Here is a 17,054-nt window from a genome sequence, read left to right on the forward strand (position 1 = left end):
GCCCAATCGAATCGCCTGGAATCGGCGCTTCTGCGAGCCAATCCGCAGGTCTTGGATGAAGGAAGGAGCATGGCGAACGGGGGACGAGCAATGACCGATGTCGACACCGGCCGCCGGGTCCGGGTGCTGGCCCTGGCCCAGCTCGCGAACTCGGTGGGTGACGGCGCGTTCTACGCCTGCTCGGCGCTGTTCTTCATCCGGGTGGTCGGGTTGTCCCCGGCGCAGGTCGGGATCGCCCTCACCGTGGGCTGGTCGACGGGCATCCTCGCCGGGGTGCCCGCCGGCCAGCTGGCAGACCGCTACGGCGCGCGGCGGATGACAGTCGTCTTCGCCGTCGCCACCGCCGCCGCACTCAGCGGCTTCCTCGTGATCCGTTCCTTCCCGCTGTTCGTGCTGCTCGCCTGTTGCTACGCCGCCTGCCAGGCCGGGCTCACCGCCAGCCGGCAGGCGCTGCTGGTCGGGCTGATCGAGCCCGCGCGGCGCACCGCGGTACGGGCCCGGTTGCAGTCGGTCTCGAACGCCGGCCTGGCCGCCGGGGCCGGGCTGGGCGCGCTCGTGCTCTGGGCAGACAGCCGCCCGGCGTATCTGTCCGCCTTCGCGCTCGACGCGGCGAGCTTCCTGGCCGCGGCCCTGCTGGTGCGCCGGCTGCCCGAGGCGGCGGCGCCGGTCCCGGCCGGACCCGAGCCGGGACGGCTGGCCGTGCTGCGCGACCGCCCGTACGCGCTGATCACCCTGCTGAACGCGGTGATGTGCCTGAACATGCCGCTGCTCAGCCTGGCGTTGCCACTGTGGATCGCGGAACGGACCGACGCCCCGGCGCCGATGGGCGCGATCGTGCTCACCGTGAACATGCTGTGCGTGGTGCTGTGGCAGGTCCGGGTGGCCCGCCGGGTGACCGATCCCGGCACGGCGGCGCGGGCCAGCGGGCACGCCGGTTGGGTCCTGCTTGTCGCCTGCGGCGCGTACGCGGTCTCCGGGATGGTCGGCGGCGCGTGGGTGGCCTCGGCGGTGCTGCTGGGCGCGGCACTGGTGCAGGTGTTCGGCGAGATGGTGCAGGCGGCCAGCGGCTGGGAGGTCGGCTTCACCCTGGCCCGCCCCGACCGGCAGGGGCAGTACCAGGGCTTCTTCGGCATGGCGCCGCAGTTGGCCCGGATGCTCGGCCCGGTGCTGCTGACCTCGCTGCTGCTCGGCTGGGGCACGCCGGGCTGGCTGGTGCTCGGCGGGCTGTTCGTGGTCGCGGGCCTGGCCATGCGTCCGGCGGTACGCCTCGCCGAGCGCCGCCGGGCCGCCACCGAGGTGTGGATTCCCGCTCCGGCACTGGGCTCGACCGGCACTGAGGTGTCCTCCACCACGTCGCGGCGAGGCCGCTGAGCCGTTGCGCACCTACGGGAGGCGATCAGGGCGGATTTCTGGCACGGTGGGTAGAAGTGAGATGCCTTCTGCGGCGCGGTTGAGGGGGAGTGGTGGAGTTCTCGGTGGCGACCAGGCAGGGGCGCGTCGGCCCGGTGATCGAGGTCGCCGGCGATCTGGACATGGCCAGCGCGCCTCAGCTGCGTGACCGGCTGCTCGATGTGGTGGAGGCCGGTGCGCGGACGGTGGTCGTCGACCTGACCCAGGTCGGGTTCGTGGATTCCAGCGGCCTGGGCGCACTGGTGCTCGTCTACAAGAACCTGCGGGAGCGCGACGGCTGGCTCGGTCTGGCCGTCGTCCGCCAGTCGATCCGCAACGTCTTCTCGATCACCTCGGTGGACCGTGTCATCCCGCTCTTCGGCACCGTGCGGGACGCCGAGGACGGCTCACCGGCGGCGGTGCGCTGAGCGCTCCTCGTCGGGACTGACGCGAGTGGTGTCGGCGCCGGCGGTGCTGCGCCGCGGCCCGTGGCCGCCGTACCAGTCGACGACGAGCAGCGTGGCGTCGTCGGTCAGCGCCGGCCCGGCGGCTGCCAGCACCGCGTCGGACAGCGCGCGGACCGCCTCGCGGGGATGCAGGTGGGTGAGGCTGAGCAGCGCCCCGGGCAGGTCCAGGTCGGCAGCGTTGCGTTCGCGCATGCCGTCGGTGACCATCACCAGCCGGTCGCCGGGCAGCAGGGCCAGCTCTCCGCTGCGGTAGCTCTCGCCGGGGAACATGCCGAGCGGGAAGTTGCCGGGCAACTCCACGGGTAGAACCTGGCCGTCCCGGACCAGCAGCGGTGGGACGTGTCCCGCGTTCAGCAGCTCACAGCGGCCGGTGGTGAGGTCGATGCGGCCCAGTACGGCGGTGACGTACGCGCCGCGTACGTTCGCGTGCTCCGCGACGGCCCGGTTGGCCTCCTCGGCCTGGGCGATCAGGCTGCCGCCGCGCCGGCGGGTGTTGCGCAGGCTGCCCACGCCGAGGGTGGCGGTGAGCGCGCTCGCCACGCCGTGGCCCATCGCGTCGGTGACGCTGAGGTGCAGCAGATTCCGCGCGAGGCTGTAGTCGAAGGTGTCCCCGCCGACGCTGGCGGCGGGTTCCAGCCAGCCGGAGAGGGTGAAGGCGCCGCCCTCGCAGGTGAACGAGGCGGGCAGCAGACGGCGCTGGATCTCGGCGGAGAGGCTGAACGGGGTGGTCCGCTGTCCCCACTCGAACAGGTCGGTGTGCCGGCGGTTGGCGATGACCACGAACGCCAGCGCGTGCGCGGTACGGGCTACCCAGTTCACCACGTCGTCGTCCGGCTCGTCGGGCAGGTCGATCTCCAGCAGGCCGATCGCCTCTCCGCGGTCGGTGACCGGTGCCAGCACGGTCCACGTGCCGTCGCCGGGGACGACCTCGGGGGCCTGCTGCCGGAGGGCGCGTTCGTAGGGTCCGCCGTCGAAGGGGAGGACCTCGGCGTCCTCCTCGCCGTGGCGCCGGCCGGGACCGCCACGGGCCGGCTGGTGGGTCAGCCGGACCAGCGCACGGCCGCTGAGGTCGGCGATCAGCAGCGAGACGCCGCGCGCGTTCAGCGTCGTGGCGATGACGCCGGTGACGGCCTCGACCGCCTCCACCGGGGCGGCGTCCTCGGCCGACTGCAGCATCCCGGCCAGCACCGCCTGCTCGCTGTCCTCCACGCTCTGAGCATATTCAGCGCGCCGGGTGGCCGCCTCACGAGCGGACGCCCGAGCCCGGAGGGCCGTCCGCCGTCGATGGCTCCCTATTGCATATGCTTGGCAACTACCGAATAGTGGCAGAAGTGGGCGGGCGCTCGGGCACCCGGTGATCTGATCTTCGCCGGAGCGCCCGCCCGCTACCTAGGACGAGTTCGAGGGGTTGCCGGTGGCGATCAAGCCCAAGCCCGTACGCGTGGCCGCGGCACTCGCCGCCCTGCTCGCCGTTGCCGGCTGCTCGTCGCCGACGGCCTCGACCGGACGGACGGGCAGCGCCGGCACGCTGGTGGTCGCCACCGCGGGCGAGCCGGACACGCTCAACCCGGTGCTCAACTACGGCGTCGACGGCGCGTCGCTGATCTTCGACGGGCTGGTCGCCCGGGACGCCCGCAACGAACTGGCGCCCGCCCTGGCCCGCGAGCTGCCCACCGTCTCGGCGGACGGGAAGACGGTCACCGCGAAGCTGCGCGAGGGCGTGCTGTTCCACGACGGCGGCCCGCTGACCGCCCAGGACGTGGTGTTCACCTACCAGGCGGTGCTCGACCCGAGAGTCGACTCCACGCTGCGCTCCGATCTGGACATGCTCGCCTCCGTCACCGCGCCCGACCCGGCGACTGTCGTGTTCACCCTGAAGTACGCGTACGCGCCGTTCCTGCAACGGCTGGCGCTGGGGATCGTCCCGGCGAAGGCGTTCGCCGGGCAGGACGTCAACAAGGCCGCGTTCAACCGCAAGCCGGTCGGCACCGGCCCGTACCGGTTCACCTCCTGGACCCCTGGTGACCGGCTGTTGCTCGCGGCGAACGAGACGTACTGGGACGGCAAACCGGCGAACTCCGGCGTGGTGGTGGCGTTCGTCGCCGACGACAACGTCCGGGCCCAGCGGATGCGCGCCGGCGAGTTCGACGCGGCGGAGCTGGCGCCGAAGCTCGCCTCCGGGTTCGAGAACCGGAACGGCTACCGGGTGCACCGGGTGCCGACCGCCGACTACCGGGGCGTCATGCTGCCGATGGGCAACCCGGTCACCGGCGACCTCGCGATCCGGCGGGCGCTGAACGTCGCCGTGGACCGGCAGGCGATGGTGACGGGGGTGCTCGGCGGTGCGGGCGAGCCCGCGTTCGGGCCGGTGCCGCCCACGTCGGAATACGCCGAGTCGTCGATCACCGGCCGGCCCGCCGCCGACACCGCCGCGGCGACCGCCGCGCTGGACGCCGCCGGGTGGAAGCCCGGCCCGGACGGCATCCGCGTCAAGGACGGGCGGCAGGCCGCGTTCGCGCTCATGTACCCGGCCACCGACAGCCTGCGCAAGGAACTCGCGCTGGCCGTCACCGCCGACGCGAAGAAGGTCGGCATCAAAGTCACGCCGGAGGGGCTGACCTGGGACGCGATCACCCCGCGGATGAAGAACGACGCCCTGATCATGGGCTACGGCACCCCGTACGACCCGGACTTCGTCTCCTACAAGCTGTTCAGCTCGGCCTTCGCCGGGCAGGGCTTCTTCAACCCCGGCTCGTACCGGTCCACTGTCACCGACGCCGCGCTGCAGGACGGCCGGGACAGCGCCGACCCGGCCGTCCGCAAGGCCGCGTACGCCACGTTCCAGAAGCAGCTCGCCGCCGACGTGCCGTGGGTGTTCCTCACCTACCTCCAGCACACCTACGTGCTGAAGGACGCCGTGACCGGGGTGACGCCGCGGGTGGAGCCGCACGAGCACGACGTCGCCAACAGCATCTGGTGGAACGTGCACACCTGGACGAAGAAGCGGTGACGGCAGCCGTGACCGGCCGGCGACGGCTGGCCGGGGCGGGCACTGTGATCCGCCGGCGGCTGCTGGTCGCCGTACCGGTGCTCGCCGCCACCAGCATGGGCATGTTCGCCCTCGGCGCCGCCTCCCCGATCGACCCGGCCCAGCAGTACGCGGGCGCGGCGGCGTTCACCACGAGCGAGGAGAACCTCGCGCAGATCCGCGCCAACTGGGGTGTCGACGATCCGCTGCCGGTGCAGTACGCCCGCTGGATCGGCAACCTGCTGCGCGGCGACCTGGGCTGGTCGACCAGCCGGCACGAGCCGGTCACGTCCGTGCTGGCGGCCCGGGCCGGCTGGACGCTGCTGCTCGTCGGCACCGCGCTCGCCCTGGTGCTGGTGGCGAGCGTCCTGCTGGGCACGCTCGCCGCGTACCGCCGTGGTGGCTGGTTCGACAGGGCGCTGCGCGCCGTCGCGTACGCCGTGCAGTCCATGCCGGTGTTCTGGATCGGCCTCGCGGCGATCGCCGTGTTCGCGCTCAGCCTCGGCTGGCTGCCCGCCGGCGGGCTCACCGACATCACCGCCACCGGTACCGACCCGGCCGACGTGGCCCGGCACCTGGTGCTCCCGGTGACGGTGCTGGCGATCTCCCAGGCGCCGTGGTTCGTGCTGTTCGTCCGCGACGCGGTCGCCGAGAGTCTGCGCGACGACCACGTCCTGGCCGCCCGCGCCCGGGGGCTTCCGGGCCGGGTCGTCCTGTTCGGACACGCGCTGCGGACCGCGTTGCTGCCGTTCCTCACCCTGGTCGGCACGCACCTGCCCGAACTCGTCGGCGGCGCGGTCCTGGTGGAGACCGTGTTCTCCCTGCCCGGCCTCGGTGCGGTCACCGTCGAGGCCGCGCTGGGCGCCGACTTCCCACTGCTCGCGGCCACGACCCTGGTCACCACCGTCGTGGTGCTGACCGCGAACCTCCTCACCGACCTCGCCTACGCCGCCGCCGACCCCCGGGTACGCCTCGATGACTGACCTCGCCCTTCCCGCGCGCGTCCGGCGCCTGCGCCGAACCGGCGGCATCGGCACGACTGCCGCCGTCGTCGTGCTCGCCGGTGTGGTCGCCGCCGCGCTGCTCGCCCCGCTCCTGTGGCCGCTGGACCAGAGCGCCGTCGACCTCTCCCGTACCCGCCTCGCGCCCTCGCCGGAGCACCTGGCCGGCACCGACGACCTCGGCCGCGACGTGGCGTTGCGCAGCCTCTACGGCCTGCGCGTCTCGCTGCTCGTCGGCGCGGTCGCCGCGCTCGTCGCAGCGGTCATCGGCGGCCTGGTCGGCGCCGTCGCCGGCAGCGTCGGCGGCTGGGTCGACCGGGCGCTCATGCGCGTCGTGGACACCGTCGCCGCGCTGCCGCACCTGCTGCTGGGCATCTTCATCGTGGCGATGCTGCGCCCCAGCCTCGGGGCGGTGATCGCATCCATCGCGCTGACGCACTGGCTGTCCACCGCCCGGATCGTGCGGTCGGAACTGCTCAGCCTGCGCAACCGGCCGTTCGTGGACGCCGCGATCTCCGGCGGTGCCGGGCGCATTCGGGTGCTCACCCGGCACCTGCTGCCGCACGTGCTGCCGCGCCTGGCGCTGGCGACCACGCTCATGGTGCCGCACGCCGTCTGGCACGAGACCGCGCTGTCGTTCCTCGGCCTGGGCCTGCCGCCGCACCTCGCCTCGATCGGCAACATGATCAACGACGGGCGGCGGTCGCTGCTCACCGGCGCCTGGTGGGCCAGCATCGTCCCCGGCCTCCTGCTCGTGGCGGCCACGCTGGCGCTCGCCGTGCTCACCGGCCGGTGGCGTGACCGCCTCGACCCGCGCGTACGGGCGGAGCTGCAGCTGTGACCGCCCCGGCGCTGCTGACCGTCGACGGGCTGACCGTCCGCTTCCGGCTGCGCGACGCGCTCGTGCACGCCGTCACCGACCTGAGCCTCACGCTGCGGCCCGGCGAGCTGCTCGCGGTGGTCGGCGAGTCCGGGTGCGGCAAGTCCGTCCTCGCGCACGCCCTGCTCGGCCTGCTGCCGCGCAACGCCGCAGTCACCGGGCAGGCCCGCCTGCACGCGCCGGGACGCGAGGCTGTCGACCTGATCGGCGCGGGGGAGCGGCACCTCGCCCGGCACGTACGCGGCCGGGGCGTCGGCCTGGTCCCGCAGAGCCCCGCCACCGCGCTCACCCCGGTGCGTACCGGGCGGAAGCTGCTGGAGGAGACGCTGCGCGCGCACGGGCACACCCGCCGCGACGCGCCGGCCGCCGCCGACCGGATCGCCGCCGACGTCGGTCTCGACCCGGCCGACCTGGACCGGTACCCGCACGAGCTGTCCGGCGGCATGGCCCAGCGGCTCGCCACCGCGCTGGCTCTCGCACCGGACCCGCCGGTGCTGCTCGCCGACGAACCCACCACCGGCCTGGACCGGCCGCTCGTCGACCACACGCTGGACCTGCTGCGCCGCCGCTGCGACACCGGCGCGGCCGTCCTGCTCATCACGCACGACCTGGCCGCCGCGCGCCGCGTCGCGGACACCGTCGCGGTGATGTACGCCAGCCGCATCGTCGAGCACCGCCCGGCCGAGGGGCTGTTCGACGACCCGGCCCACCCGTACACCGCCGGGCTGCTCGACGCGCTGCCGGACCGCGCGTTCGTGCCGGTGCCCGGGCACCCGCCGGCGCTCACCGACCTGCCCGGCGGCTGCGCCTTCGCCCCGCGCTGCGTCCGCGCCACCGACACCTGCGCGACAGTGCCCCGCCTGGCCGCCGACGGCGCGGGCTCGGTCGCCTGTCACCACCCGCGCCGCGAGGAGGTACCGGCATGACGCTCACGGTTCCGGGCGCGACCGATGCCGCCGCCCCGGGCGCCGCGCCGGCCGCCGGGCTCGCCGCGTACCAGGTCTCCGTCGCGTACGGCGGGCGGGGCGTCCTCGACCGGGTCGAACTGCACATCGCCCCGGGCGAGACGGTCGGGCTGCGCGGCCCCTCGGGCAGCGGCAAGTCCACTCTCGCCCGTGTCCTCGCCCTGCTGCACGCCCCGGACGGCGGTCACGTCACGATCGACGGGAAACGGGTCGGCGGCGTCCGCCACCGCCTGCCGGCGGAACTGCGCACCCGTGTCGCGACCCTGTTCCAGAGCCCGCGTGCCGCCACCGACCCGCGGCTCAGCCTCGCCGACATCGTCGCCGAGCCGCTACGTGCCACCGGCACACCGCGTGAGCAGGCGGCGGCCCGCGCGGCGGAGCTGGCCGACCTGGTCGGACTGACGCCCGACCTGCTGACCCGCCGCCCGCACGCGGTGAGCGACGGGCAACTGCAACGCGCCTGCCTGGCCCGCGCCCTGGTCCACCGGCCGGACTACCTGCTCTGCGACGAGGCCACCGCGATGCTCGACGCCTCCACCCAGGCGCACGTCGCCGCCGTCGTCGGCGACTACCAGCGCCGGCAGGGCGCCGGGGTCCTGGTCATCACCCACGACCCGGCGCTGATGGCCCGCTGGGCCACTCGGGTGGTGGACCTGCCGGCGGCGTGACCTCGCGTCACTCCTGCACCGGGCGGCGTACGGTGCCCAGCGCCCCGGCGACGACGGCCCCGAATCCGGTCGCCATGAGCGGCATCCCCATCTCGAACGGCAGCTCACCGACCCAGTTGATGCTGTCGCGTTCCGGCAGCGCGCCCAGGCTCACCGCGACCACCGCACTGGCGAGGAACATCCCGGCCACCGCCGCGCCGACCGCGAGCTTGGCGCACGCCACGCTCCGCCCGGCCCAGAGGCCGGCGAGGAGGGCGATCACCAGGGACACCACGACCAGCCAGGTCCAGCCGCCCTCGGTCTCCAGGTAGGCCCAGCCCGAGTACGACCACTGGTGCAGGCGGCTGGCGCGGAACCACGGGATCAGGTAGCCGAGCAGCGCGGTGGCGCTGCCGACCGTGAGCAGCACGTCGGGGGCCGGGCGGTACCAGCGAGGGGAGTCGTCCATGCGTCCGGAAGGTAGCAGTCAGAGCTGTCCGCACGCACGGCCGGCGACGTCGGGCCGCGCGCGGTCGCGCGCGGCCCGGAGTGGTCAGCACCAGCCGTTTATCGGCCCGTTGACGCCGGTGGACAGGTAGGCGTCGGACACCCAGCTGCCGTCGCTGAGCCGGTCCCACAACGCGGTGGTGCCGTACCGGCCGGTGTGCGAGGTGCCGTTGGCGGAGCAGGAGACGGTGACCGTGGCGCCGTCCGCGAGCGATCCGAGGACGCCGTACCCCGTTCCGGGACCGGAGCGCCGGGTCAGCGTGCCGCCGCCGTTGGCGTCGACGACTCCCTGGTTGAAGCCGAGCGCGCCGTAGTTGTAGACGGCGCCGCCCACGCCGGCGTAGGCGGATCCGTGCCGGGCGCCACCCTGGTACTCGCCGGCGCCGCTGACGAAGTCCCACTTGCCGATGCCGTGCCCGGCGATCGGGACGTAGACCGAGTTCTGCCGCAGCCCGAAGTGCACGTGCCGGCCGGTGGCGGAGCCGCCGCAGGTGACGTCGGTGCCGGTGTAACCGAGGTAGGCGCCCTGCCCGACGGCGGCGCCGTTTACGGAGATGCTGCTCCACAGGTGGTAGTAGTCGGTCGAGTAGCCCCGGTCGTGGATGACCCGGATCCACCCGGTGCACATCGTGTACGCCGTTCCGGCCCGCGCGGCTCGGACCACCTGGTCGCCGCCGGCGAGGTCGACGGAACTCCACGGCGCGCCGCCGCCCCAGCCGTGCGGCCCGCCGGTGAGCGTCCACGTCTGCCCGACCGCGAACGGCAGGGCCATGCCGGTCCGGAAGTCGCTCCCCGCGTACATGGGGGCGACGGGCGCGGTGAACACCGCCTTCTCGTCCTTGTTCACCAGCGGTGACGCGGCGGCCAGGTCACCGAACGACGCCTCGCCGTCGAAGGCGACGGTCCAGCCCTTGCCGTCGGCCCGCGCGAGGAAGACCGACCCGGTGGGGTGCGCGTCGGCGGACCGGTCCGCCAGCAGCACCGCGGTACCGAAGGCCCATCCGCCGCTCGCCCGGGTGACGGTGACCCGGGTCCGCTGCGGCCCGGCGGTCCGGGTCGCGGCGTCGGCCTGGCCGAGGAGTTTCGCGGTCACCGCGTCGGTGACGGGCGCCGGTGCCGGGCGGGGTGCGGCCGAGGCCGGTGCCGGCACCACGGCCCAGGCACCGATCGTCGCCAGCGTGAAGGAGAGCACGAGCCGTCGCATGGAGCCTCCTATCGACAAGCATCACTGAATGGCGAGGCTATCGAAGGGTATGAAAATTGTCTACGAGTTCTGCATCCTTCGATGAAGGATCTGTGCACCGAGGGTGTCCGGAAGTGGATCCTCCGGTGGTGCGGGTTTATCCGCCGCTGGCCGGGTAGCTGACCCGGTATGCGAGTACCGACCCTGGTCAAGACCGCGGCAGCAGTCGCCGCGACCGCCGCCGCGGGCGCCGCCGCCACCTCCACCGGCACCTCGTCGCGCTGGTACCGCCGCCTGCGCAAGCCCGCCTGGCAGCCGCCGTCGGCCGCGTTCCCAGTGGTCTGGACCCCGCTGTACGGGCTGATCGCGGTGGCCGGCGCCCGCGCGCTGGACCGCTCCGAGGGGCCCGAGCGCGCCGCCTTCGCGCGCGGCTACGCGCTCAACCTGGCGCTCAACGCCGGCTGGAGCGCCCTGTTCTTCGGCGCCCGCAGGCCCGGAGCCGCGCTGGCCGAGATCGCCGCGCTCAACGTGTCCAACCTCGTGCTGCTGGGCCGCGCGGCGCGCACCGACCGTCCCGCCGGGGCGGCACTCGCCCCGTACGTCGCCTGGACCCTCTTCGCCACCGCCCTCAACGGCGCGATCGTCGGCCTCAACCGGGGACGGTGACCGACGTCCGCGTGATCAAGCGGACGCCGGGCCGGTCGCGCGCCACGACGCCAGGAGCCGTAGCCGGTCGGCGTCCGGGCTGGCCGGCTCGGCGGTGAAGACGAGCACGACCGGGCCGGGACTGCCCGGCAGCGGATAGGTGTCCCAGTCCAGGACGATGTCCCCCAGCCCGGGCACCCGGAACGTCTTGGTACCGCTCACCGAGGCGCGGACGTCGTGCCGCGCCCACAGCCGCCGGAACTCCGCGCTGCGGATGCTCAGCTCGCCGACGATAGCGGTGGCGCGGGGATGGGTCGGGTCGTCGGCGACGGCGGCGCGCAGCATGCCGATGTAGTCCAGCGCCTGCCGTTCCCAGTCCGGGCAGCTCCGTCCCCCGGTCAGCGCGTCGTCGAAAAGCAGCAGGAGCATGTTGAGCCGGCCGGGCGGGTGGTCGGCCGGGTCACCGAGCAGCGCCTGCGCCATCGGGTTCCAGTCGAGCAGGTCCAGGTGCCGGCCGAGGACGACAGCCGGGGTGTCCATCACCCGCAGCAGCCGCCGGGTGCCGTCCGGCACCCGCTCCGGACCGTGGTCGACGCGGGTCGGCATCGGCCGCCGGGCGGCCCGGGCCAGCGTGAACAGGTGCCGGCGTTCGGTGTCGTCGAGAGCGAGGGCGCCGGCGAGCGCGTCCAGGACGTCGTCCGAGGGGCGTACCTCCCGGCCCTGCTCCATCCGCTGGTAGTAGTCGGTGCTCAGCCCGGCCAGCAGGGCCAGCTCCTCCCGCCGCAGGCCGGTCACCTTGCGCCGCCCGCCCGGCTCCAGGCCGACGTCGCGCGGACGCAGTCGGCCACGTCGGGCGCGGAGGAAGGCGCCCAGCTCGCGTGCGTACGGATGCCTGCTGCTCATGCCGCCAGTCTGCCGCGACGCCGCCCGCCCAGGGTAGGTCCCGCGGACCTAGGCAACCGCGAACGACCGAGACCGCCCGGATCGCTCCTAGCGTCATCGCTGAACGCGACCGCCGGACCCGAGGAGTAGCAGATGACCGGATGGACCACCGACCGCATCCCCGACCAGCGCGGCCGGGTCGCCGTCGTGACCGGCGCGAACTCGGGCCTCGGCCTGGTCACCGCCACCGAACTGGCCCGCCGCGGCGCCCACGTCGTACTGGCCGTGCGGAACACCGCCGCCGGCCGGGAGGCCGCCCGCCGCATGGGCGGCGACACCGAGGTACGCGAGCTGGACCTGGCCCGCCTCGAATCGGTACGCGCGTTCGCCGCGAAGCTGACCGCCGACCACCCGACGATCGACCTCCTCGTCAACAACGCCGGTGTGGTGCTGCTCGGCCCGCGCCGCACCTCCGCCGACGGCTTCGAGCTGCAGTTCGCCACGAACATGCTGGGCCCCTATGCGCTGACCGGCCTGCTGCTGGACGCGCTCGCCGGGGCGCGGGCGCCGCGGGTGGTGAGCCTCAGCTCCCTCACCCACCGCAACGCACGGCTCGACTTCGACGACCTGATGTCCGAGCGCGACTACCGGGCCTCTGCCGCGTACGGCCGATCGAAGCTCGCCACCACTGTCTTCGGCGTCGAACTGAATCGCCGCCTGCGCGCGGCCGGGTCGCCTGTGGTCAGCGCGCTGGCGCATCCCGGTCTCACCCGCAGCAACCTCACGCCGCGCGCCTGGGAACACCGCGGCCGGCTCGGCCGGATGATCGGGCGGCTCGGATCGCTCGCCACCCAGCCGGTCGAGCGGGGCGTCCTGCCGCAGTTGCGGGCCGCGACCGACCCGGAGGTACGCGGCGGCCAGTTCTTCGGTCCGTCCCGGTTCTTCGAGACCTGGGGTCCGGTCACCGAGGCGCGGCTCAGCCGGCAGGCCGCCGACCCGGCCGTGGGCGAGCGCCTCTGGGCTGCGGCGGCGGAGCTGACCGGTGTTCGTTACCTGTGAACCGGCGGTGCGCAACGACGGGGGCGAGTGGGATTTTGCACTCCCAGTGCACTTGTCTGGAGTTTCGCGTCTGCCTAGCGTCAGGCCATGGCTGACTCGTGGACGTTCGCTGTGGCCCGTGCCGACCTCTCCCGCACCACGCTCGCCGACGGCGCGGTGCCCGCCCTCGCCGACGGGGAGGCGCTGCTGCGCGTGGACCGGGTCGGCCTGACCGCCAACAACGTGACGTACGCGGTGCTCGGCGAGGCGATGCGCTACTGGGAGTTCTTCCCGCCCGAGCCGCGTGGGCTGGACCGGCAGTGGGGGCTGCCGCCGCTGTGGGGCTTCGCCGAGGTGGTTGCATCCACAGTGTCGGGAGTCGAGCCGGGCCGGCGAGTCTACGGCTACCTGCCGCCCGCCGGTCACCTGGTGGTACGCCCCGACCGGGTGGACGAGTCCGGATTCCGCGACGCCAGCACGCACCGGGCCGGCCTGCCCTCGCCGTACAACGCCTACCGGTCCACCGACGGCGACCCCGCGTACCGGGCGGAGCAGGAGGACCTGCTCATCCTGTTCCGGCCGCTGTTCTTCACCTCGTTCATGCTCGCCGACCAGGTGATCGACGAGAACGCCTACGGTGCGCGGTCGCTCGTGCTGTCGTCCGCTTCGAGCAAGACGGCGTACGCCACAGCGTTCGAACTGCACGGCCGCGGCCCACGCCTGATCGGGCTCACCTCGCGGGGCAACCTCGCCTTCACCAGGTCGCTCGGCTGCTACGACGAGGTCCTCTCCTACGACGACATCGGCACGCTCGACGCCGTACCGACCGTCTACCTCGACCTGTCCGGCTCACCCACTACCCGCGCCGCCCTGCGCGCGCACCTCGGCGGCCTGCTGGTCCGGGACATCGCCGTCGGCCTCACCCAGCAGACACCCAACGCGGGTGCCGCCGGGGAGGTCTTCTTCGCGCCGGTGCGCATCCGCAAGCGGAGCCAGGACTGGGGTCGCGACGGCCTCGACGAGCGGTTCGCCGACGCCTGGCAGCGGTTCTCCCAGGTGGTGAGCGGATGGCTCGACGTGCGGGTCGGCACCGGTCCGGAGGCGCTGCGGGACGCGTGGCTCGACGTCCTCGCGGGCCGTACGCCACCCCGGGTCGGCCACGTCGTCCAGCTCTGAGCACGTCGCCGATTCCGGCCGTGGTGCGCCCGTCCGGCCGATGCGCGCTAGGCTGACGACGCGGGGTACCGATGACTGATCGCCACCGCTTGCTTCTCCCACGGTTTCCCAGCCGCGACGACTGAGTCGAGCGCTGCCGTGCAGATTCCCTTGGAGCACCTCGTGCCCGACAACACGTTCGCCCTGAACCCCTTCCGTGTGGAGGGGGTCGGTGCCACAGACGACGAGCGCGGTCCGATCGCGGACGTCAGCGTCGAATCCATGACCCGTCTGCGGAGCCCGTTCGCCGCGGCGCAGCCCGCTCGTGAGCCGGCCGGCGCGCCCGACGGACGCTAGGCCGTCAGCAGGGCGTGACGGCCCCGGCCGCGGCGCACCGATCTCCCCGAGGGTGCCGCCGGGCGCGGTCGAGTGGTCAGCGATTGACGTAGGCGGCCAGGCCGCCGAGTTCCTCGTTGGCGATGAAGACCGAACGCACGTTGATGATTGCCTCCTCGACGTGGAGCGGGCAGCCCCATGCCGAGTCGCCCCACGAGTCAGCGATCTTGATCTCGGCGGGTGCTGTGCAGCCGTCGCCGCCGCCGAGCTGACACCGCTCGGGGCGCGGAGTGGCGGCCTGCGCGGCTGCGGCGGCGCGCAGCCGGGCCGTGAGTTCCGCAGCCGCGGCGGCGCGCTGCTCCGCCTCGGCCCGTAGTTCCCGCTCCGCCCGCACCACCCGGGCCAGCTCGTCGTGGGCGGCCCGGGCGCGGGCGTCCGCGTCGGCCTTCGCCTGTTCGATGTGGTGGCGTTCGATGGCCAGGGCGGCGGTGCCGGTGAAGACCCGGGCGAGCGCCAGGTCGGCGTCGCGCGGGACACGCGGGGTGCGGTGGTACATGGCGAACGTGCCGAGCAGGCTGCCATCGCGGGCGAGGATCGGCGTGGACCAGCAGGCGGCCAGCCCGGCCCGCTCGGCCAGGTCGCGGAAGTCGGCCCAGAACGGGTCGGTGGCGATGTCGGTGACGATGACCGGTTCCCGCCGATGCGCGGCGGTGCCGCACGAGCCGACACCTTCGCCGGTGGCGATCCCGTCGATGGCCTGGTTGTAGAAGTCGGGCAGGCTGGGCGCGGCGCCGTGGCGCAGGTGCCGGCCGTCGGCGTCGGCGAGCAGGACGGAGGCGAGCACCTCCTGGGGCGCGAGGTTCTCGATGCAGCGGGCCATCCCGTCGAGCACCTCGGCCAGCGGCGCCTGCCGGGCGATCTGCTCCAGCATCGCGCGGTGCTCGGCCATCAGCCGTTGCGCGTGCTTGACCTGCGTGGTCTCCACCCCGATCACGCGGATCCCGGTCACCGTGCCGTCGGCGTCGCGGCGCGCCTCGTAGGTGAAGTCGAAGAACGCCTCCCGCGCCTGCGACCCGGTGCCGAGCATGATCCGGGCGTCGTGGCCGGTGTACGACTCGCCCGTGCGGTAGACCTCGTCCAGCAGGGCGATGAAGCCCTGGCCGTCCAGTTCCGGCATCAACTCGGCGAGGGCGACCCCGGTACGGGCGCGTTCCTCGCCGATGGCGGCGAAGAACGCCGGGTTCGCCGCCTCCACCACGTGCGTCGGCCCGGCAAGCGCCGCGAACACGGCGATGGACTGCCCGAACAGCGCCCGTAGATCCTCGTCGGCGGGCTGCCCGGCGACCGACGAGCTCGCCTGCTGGCCCGGTAGCGCCGTCATGCCTGGTCTTCCTCCCACGCCTGCCTCGTCGATCGCTGCCACATTACGGGCCAGTGGCAGGCGTTCACATCTTGGCATCGACGCTCGCCTCCGTTACCGTCGTGGGAACGCTCCCACAAACTTAGATACGTCTATGTGATCAGGAGGAAACACGACGTGGCTATCCTCTCGTCCCGCCGCAGATCAGCGGCCATCAGCGTGGCCGCCGTCGCGGGCCTCGCCGCGGCCGGCGTCGGTTTCGCCGTCGGTGGCGCATCCGCCGGAACGGTGTCCGGATCGCTCTACCGTGACCCGAGCTCGGCAGTGGTCCGCTGGGTCGCGGCAAACCCCGGCGACTCCCGCGCCGCCGTCATCCGCGACAAGATCGCCAGTCAGCCGCAGGCGCGCTGGTACGCCAACTTCAACCCGTCGACCATCCAGTCGGAGGTCTCCAGCTTCATCGGCGCCGCCAACGCGGCACAGCAGATTCCCGTGCTGTCGGTGTACGAGATCCCCAACCGGGACTGCGGTGGGGCCAGCGCCGGTGGCGCGCCGGACCTCAACCAGTACCAGACCTGGGTGTCCAACTTCGCCAGAGGGCTCGGCAACCAGACGGTTCTGATCATCCTGGAGACCGACTCGCTCGCGCTCCAGACCTGCCTGAGCCCCAGCGAACTCAGCGCGCGCAACCAGGCGCTGACCACGGCGACCCAGACCATCAAGTCGGGCAACCCCAACGCCAAGGTCTACCTCGACGGCGGGCACTCGACCTGGAACAGCGCCAACGACACTGCGAACCGGCTGCGGGCGGCCGGCGTGCAGTACGCCGACGGCTTCTTCACCAACGTGTCGAACTTCAACCCCACGTCCAGCGAGGCGAACTTCGGCCGGGCCGTCATCTCCGCGCTCAACGGCATGGGCATCTCCGGCAAGCGGCAGGTCATCGACACCAGCCGCAACGGCGGTGCCGCCGGTGACTGGTGCGCCGACGACAACACCGACCGGCGCATCGGGCAGTACCCGACGACGAACACCGGCGACGCCAACATCGACGCGTACCTATGGGTGAAGCCGCCGGGCGAAGCGGACGGCTGCCGCTACACGGCCGGTTCGTTCCAGCCGGACCTGGCCTTCAGCCTGGCCAACGGCGCGCCCAATCCGCCGCCCACCACCGCGCCGCCGACGACCAATCCGCCGACCACCGCTCCGCCGACGACCGCTCCGCCGACCACGGCGCCGCCGACCACGCCGCCGCCGGCCGGTAACGGCTGCTCCGCGTCGGTCGCTGTCAACCAGTGGAACGGCGGCTTCACCGCGAGCGTGAACGTCACCGCCGGCTCGGCGAGCATCAACGGCTGGACCGTGACCGTCGCGCTGCCTGGCGGCGCCGCGATCACCGGCACCTGGAACGCCCAGGCCAGCGGCACCAGCGGCACCGTCCGGTTCACGAACGTGGGCTACAACGGGCAGGTCGGCGCCGGCCAGACGACCAACTTCGGTTTCCAGGGCACCGGCACCGGCCAGGGCGCTACCGCCACCTGCGCCGCCTGACCGGACCCGACGCCAGGGCC

Annotated in this window: 16 protein-coding genes; 11 read left to right on the plus strand and 5 right to left on the minus strand. The window is 73.4% G+C overall.

Features of this window, described 5'->3' with window-relative positions; translation table 11 throughout:
- Positions 1–90 precede the first annotated feature (90 nt).
- Together O7546_RS01245 and O7546_RS01250 are read left to right on the plus strand one after the other, a co-directional pair.
- The gene (locus O7546_RS01245; protein ID WP_269696045.1) at positions 91–1,371 is read left to right on the plus strand and encodes an MFS transporter; all 1,281 of its coding nucleotides are present in this window, start codon (positions 91–93) and stop codon (positions 1,369–1,371) included.
- Positions 1,372–1,463: 92 nt separating this feature from the next.
- Positions 1,464–1,817, plus strand: a complete 354-nt coding sequence (locus tag O7546_RS01250) for an STAS domain-containing protein (RefSeq protein WP_281600372.1) — start codon at positions 1,464–1,466, stop codon at positions 1,815–1,817.
- Here the strand turns inward: O7546_RS01250 and O7546_RS01255 are convergent.
- The gene (locus O7546_RS01255) at positions 1,797–3,065 is read right to left on the minus strand and encodes a PP2C family protein-serine/threonine phosphatase (RefSeq protein ID WP_194798816.1); all 1,269 of its coding nucleotides are present in this window, start codon (positions 3,063–3,065) and stop codon (positions 1,797–1,799) included. The two genes, O7546_RS01250 and O7546_RS01255, sit on opposite strands and share 21 nt — an antisense overlap.
- A gap of 205 nt (positions 3,066–3,270) precedes the next feature.
- On the opposite strand from O7546_RS01255, the gene O7546_RS01260 reads away from it, so the two are divergent.
- Genes O7546_RS01260 through O7546_RS01280 form a run of 5 tightly spaced genes read left to right on the plus strand, consistent with a single transcriptional unit; the run spans position 3,271 to position 8,398 of the window.
- Entirely contained in the window at positions 3,271–4,866 is a 1,596-nt protein-coding gene (locus O7546_RS01260) for an ABC transporter substrate-binding protein (RefSeq protein ID WP_194798815.1), read from the plus strand.
- Positions 4,833–5,867, plus strand: a complete 1,035-nt coding sequence (locus tag O7546_RS01265; RefSeq protein ID WP_281600373.1) for an ABC transporter permease — start codon at positions 4,833–4,835, stop codon at positions 5,865–5,867. The genes O7546_RS01260 and O7546_RS01265 overlap by 34 nt, the downstream gene beginning before the upstream one ends.
- Complete coding sequence (locus O7546_RS01270) at positions 5,860–6,726, plus strand: ABC transporter permease (protein ID WP_281600374.1); 867 nt, start codon at positions 5,860–5,862, stop codon at positions 6,724–6,726. The genes O7546_RS01265 and O7546_RS01270 overlap by 8 nt, the downstream gene beginning before the upstream one ends.
- Positions 6,723–7,691, plus strand: coding sequence for an ABC transporter ATP-binding protein (locus O7546_RS01275; RefSeq protein ID WP_194798812.1), 969 nt, complete (start codon positions 6,723–6,725; stop codon positions 7,689–7,691). Before O7546_RS01270 ends, O7546_RS01275 begins: the two co-directional genes overlap by 4 nt.
- Complete coding sequence (locus O7546_RS01280; RefSeq protein ID WP_281600375.1) at positions 7,688–8,398, plus strand: ATP-binding cassette domain-containing protein; 711 nt, start codon at positions 7,688–7,690, stop codon at positions 8,396–8,398. Before O7546_RS01275 ends, O7546_RS01280 begins: the two co-directional genes overlap by 4 nt.
- 7 nt (positions 8,399–8,405) lie before the next feature.
- Here the strand turns inward: O7546_RS01280 and O7546_RS01285 are convergent, their stop codons facing one another.
- Complete coding sequence (locus tag O7546_RS01285; protein ID WP_281600376.1) at positions 8,406–8,846, minus strand: hypothetical protein; 441 nt, start codon at positions 8,844–8,846, stop codon at positions 8,406–8,408.
- A gap of 84 nt (positions 8,847–8,930) precedes the next feature.
- Positions 8,931–10,088 (minus strand): peptidoglycan DD-metalloendopeptidase family protein, encoded by a 1,158-nt coding sequence (locus O7546_RS01290; RefSeq protein ID WP_281600377.1) that lies wholly within the window; start codon positions 10,086–10,088, stop codon positions 8,931–8,933.
- Between the two features lie 168 nt (positions 10,089–10,256).
- Here O7546_RS01290 and O7546_RS01295 point away from each other — a divergent pair, with 168 nt between their 5' ends.
- Positions 10,257–10,733 (plus strand): TspO/MBR family protein, encoded by a 477-nt coding sequence (locus O7546_RS01295; protein WP_281600378.1) that lies wholly within the window; start codon positions 10,257–10,259, stop codon positions 10,731–10,733.
- 15 nt (positions 10,734–10,748) lie between these two features.
- On the opposite strand, the gene O7546_RS01300 is transcribed toward O7546_RS01295, so the two are convergent.
- On the minus strand, positions 10,749–11,615 hold the full coding sequence (locus tag O7546_RS01300) for a helix-turn-helix transcriptional regulator (protein WP_281600379.1): 867 nt from the start codon (positions 11,613–11,615) through the stop codon (positions 10,749–10,751).
- A gap of 132 nt (positions 11,616–11,747) precedes the next feature.
- Here O7546_RS01300 and O7546_RS01305 point away from each other — a divergent pair, with 132 nt between their 5' ends.
- Positions 11,748–12,653 (plus strand): oxidoreductase, encoded by a 906-nt coding sequence (locus O7546_RS01305; protein WP_194798806.1) that lies wholly within the window; start codon positions 11,748–11,750, stop codon positions 12,651–12,653.
- Positions 12,654–12,740: 87 nt separating this feature from the next.
- On the plus strand, positions 12,741–13,808 hold the full coding sequence (locus O7546_RS01310; protein ID WP_194798805.1) for a DUF2855 family protein: 1,068 nt from the start codon (positions 12,741–12,743) through the stop codon (positions 13,806–13,808).
- Positions 13,809–14,220: 412 nt separating this feature from the next.
- On the opposite strand, the gene O7546_RS01315 is transcribed toward O7546_RS01310, so the two are convergent.
- Positions 14,221–15,504 (minus strand): GAF domain-containing protein, encoded by a 1,284-nt coding sequence (locus O7546_RS01315; protein ID WP_194798804.1) that lies wholly within the window; start codon positions 15,502–15,504, stop codon positions 14,221–14,223.
- 156 nt (positions 15,505–15,660) lie between these two features.
- Here O7546_RS01315 and O7546_RS01320 point away from each other — a divergent pair, with 156 nt between their 5' ends.
- Positions 15,661–17,034 (plus strand): glycoside hydrolase family 6 protein, encoded by a 1,374-nt coding sequence (locus tag O7546_RS01320; protein WP_194798803.1) that lies wholly within the window; start codon positions 15,661–15,663, stop codon positions 17,032–17,034.
- Positions 17,035–17,054 lie beyond the last annotated feature (20 nt).

It is taken from the genome of Micromonospora sp. WMMA1976, assembly GCF_027497335.1.
GTDB classification, from domain to species: domain Bacteria; phylum Actinomycetota; class Actinomycetes; order Mycobacteriales; family Micromonosporaceae; genus Micromonospora; species Micromonospora aurantiaca.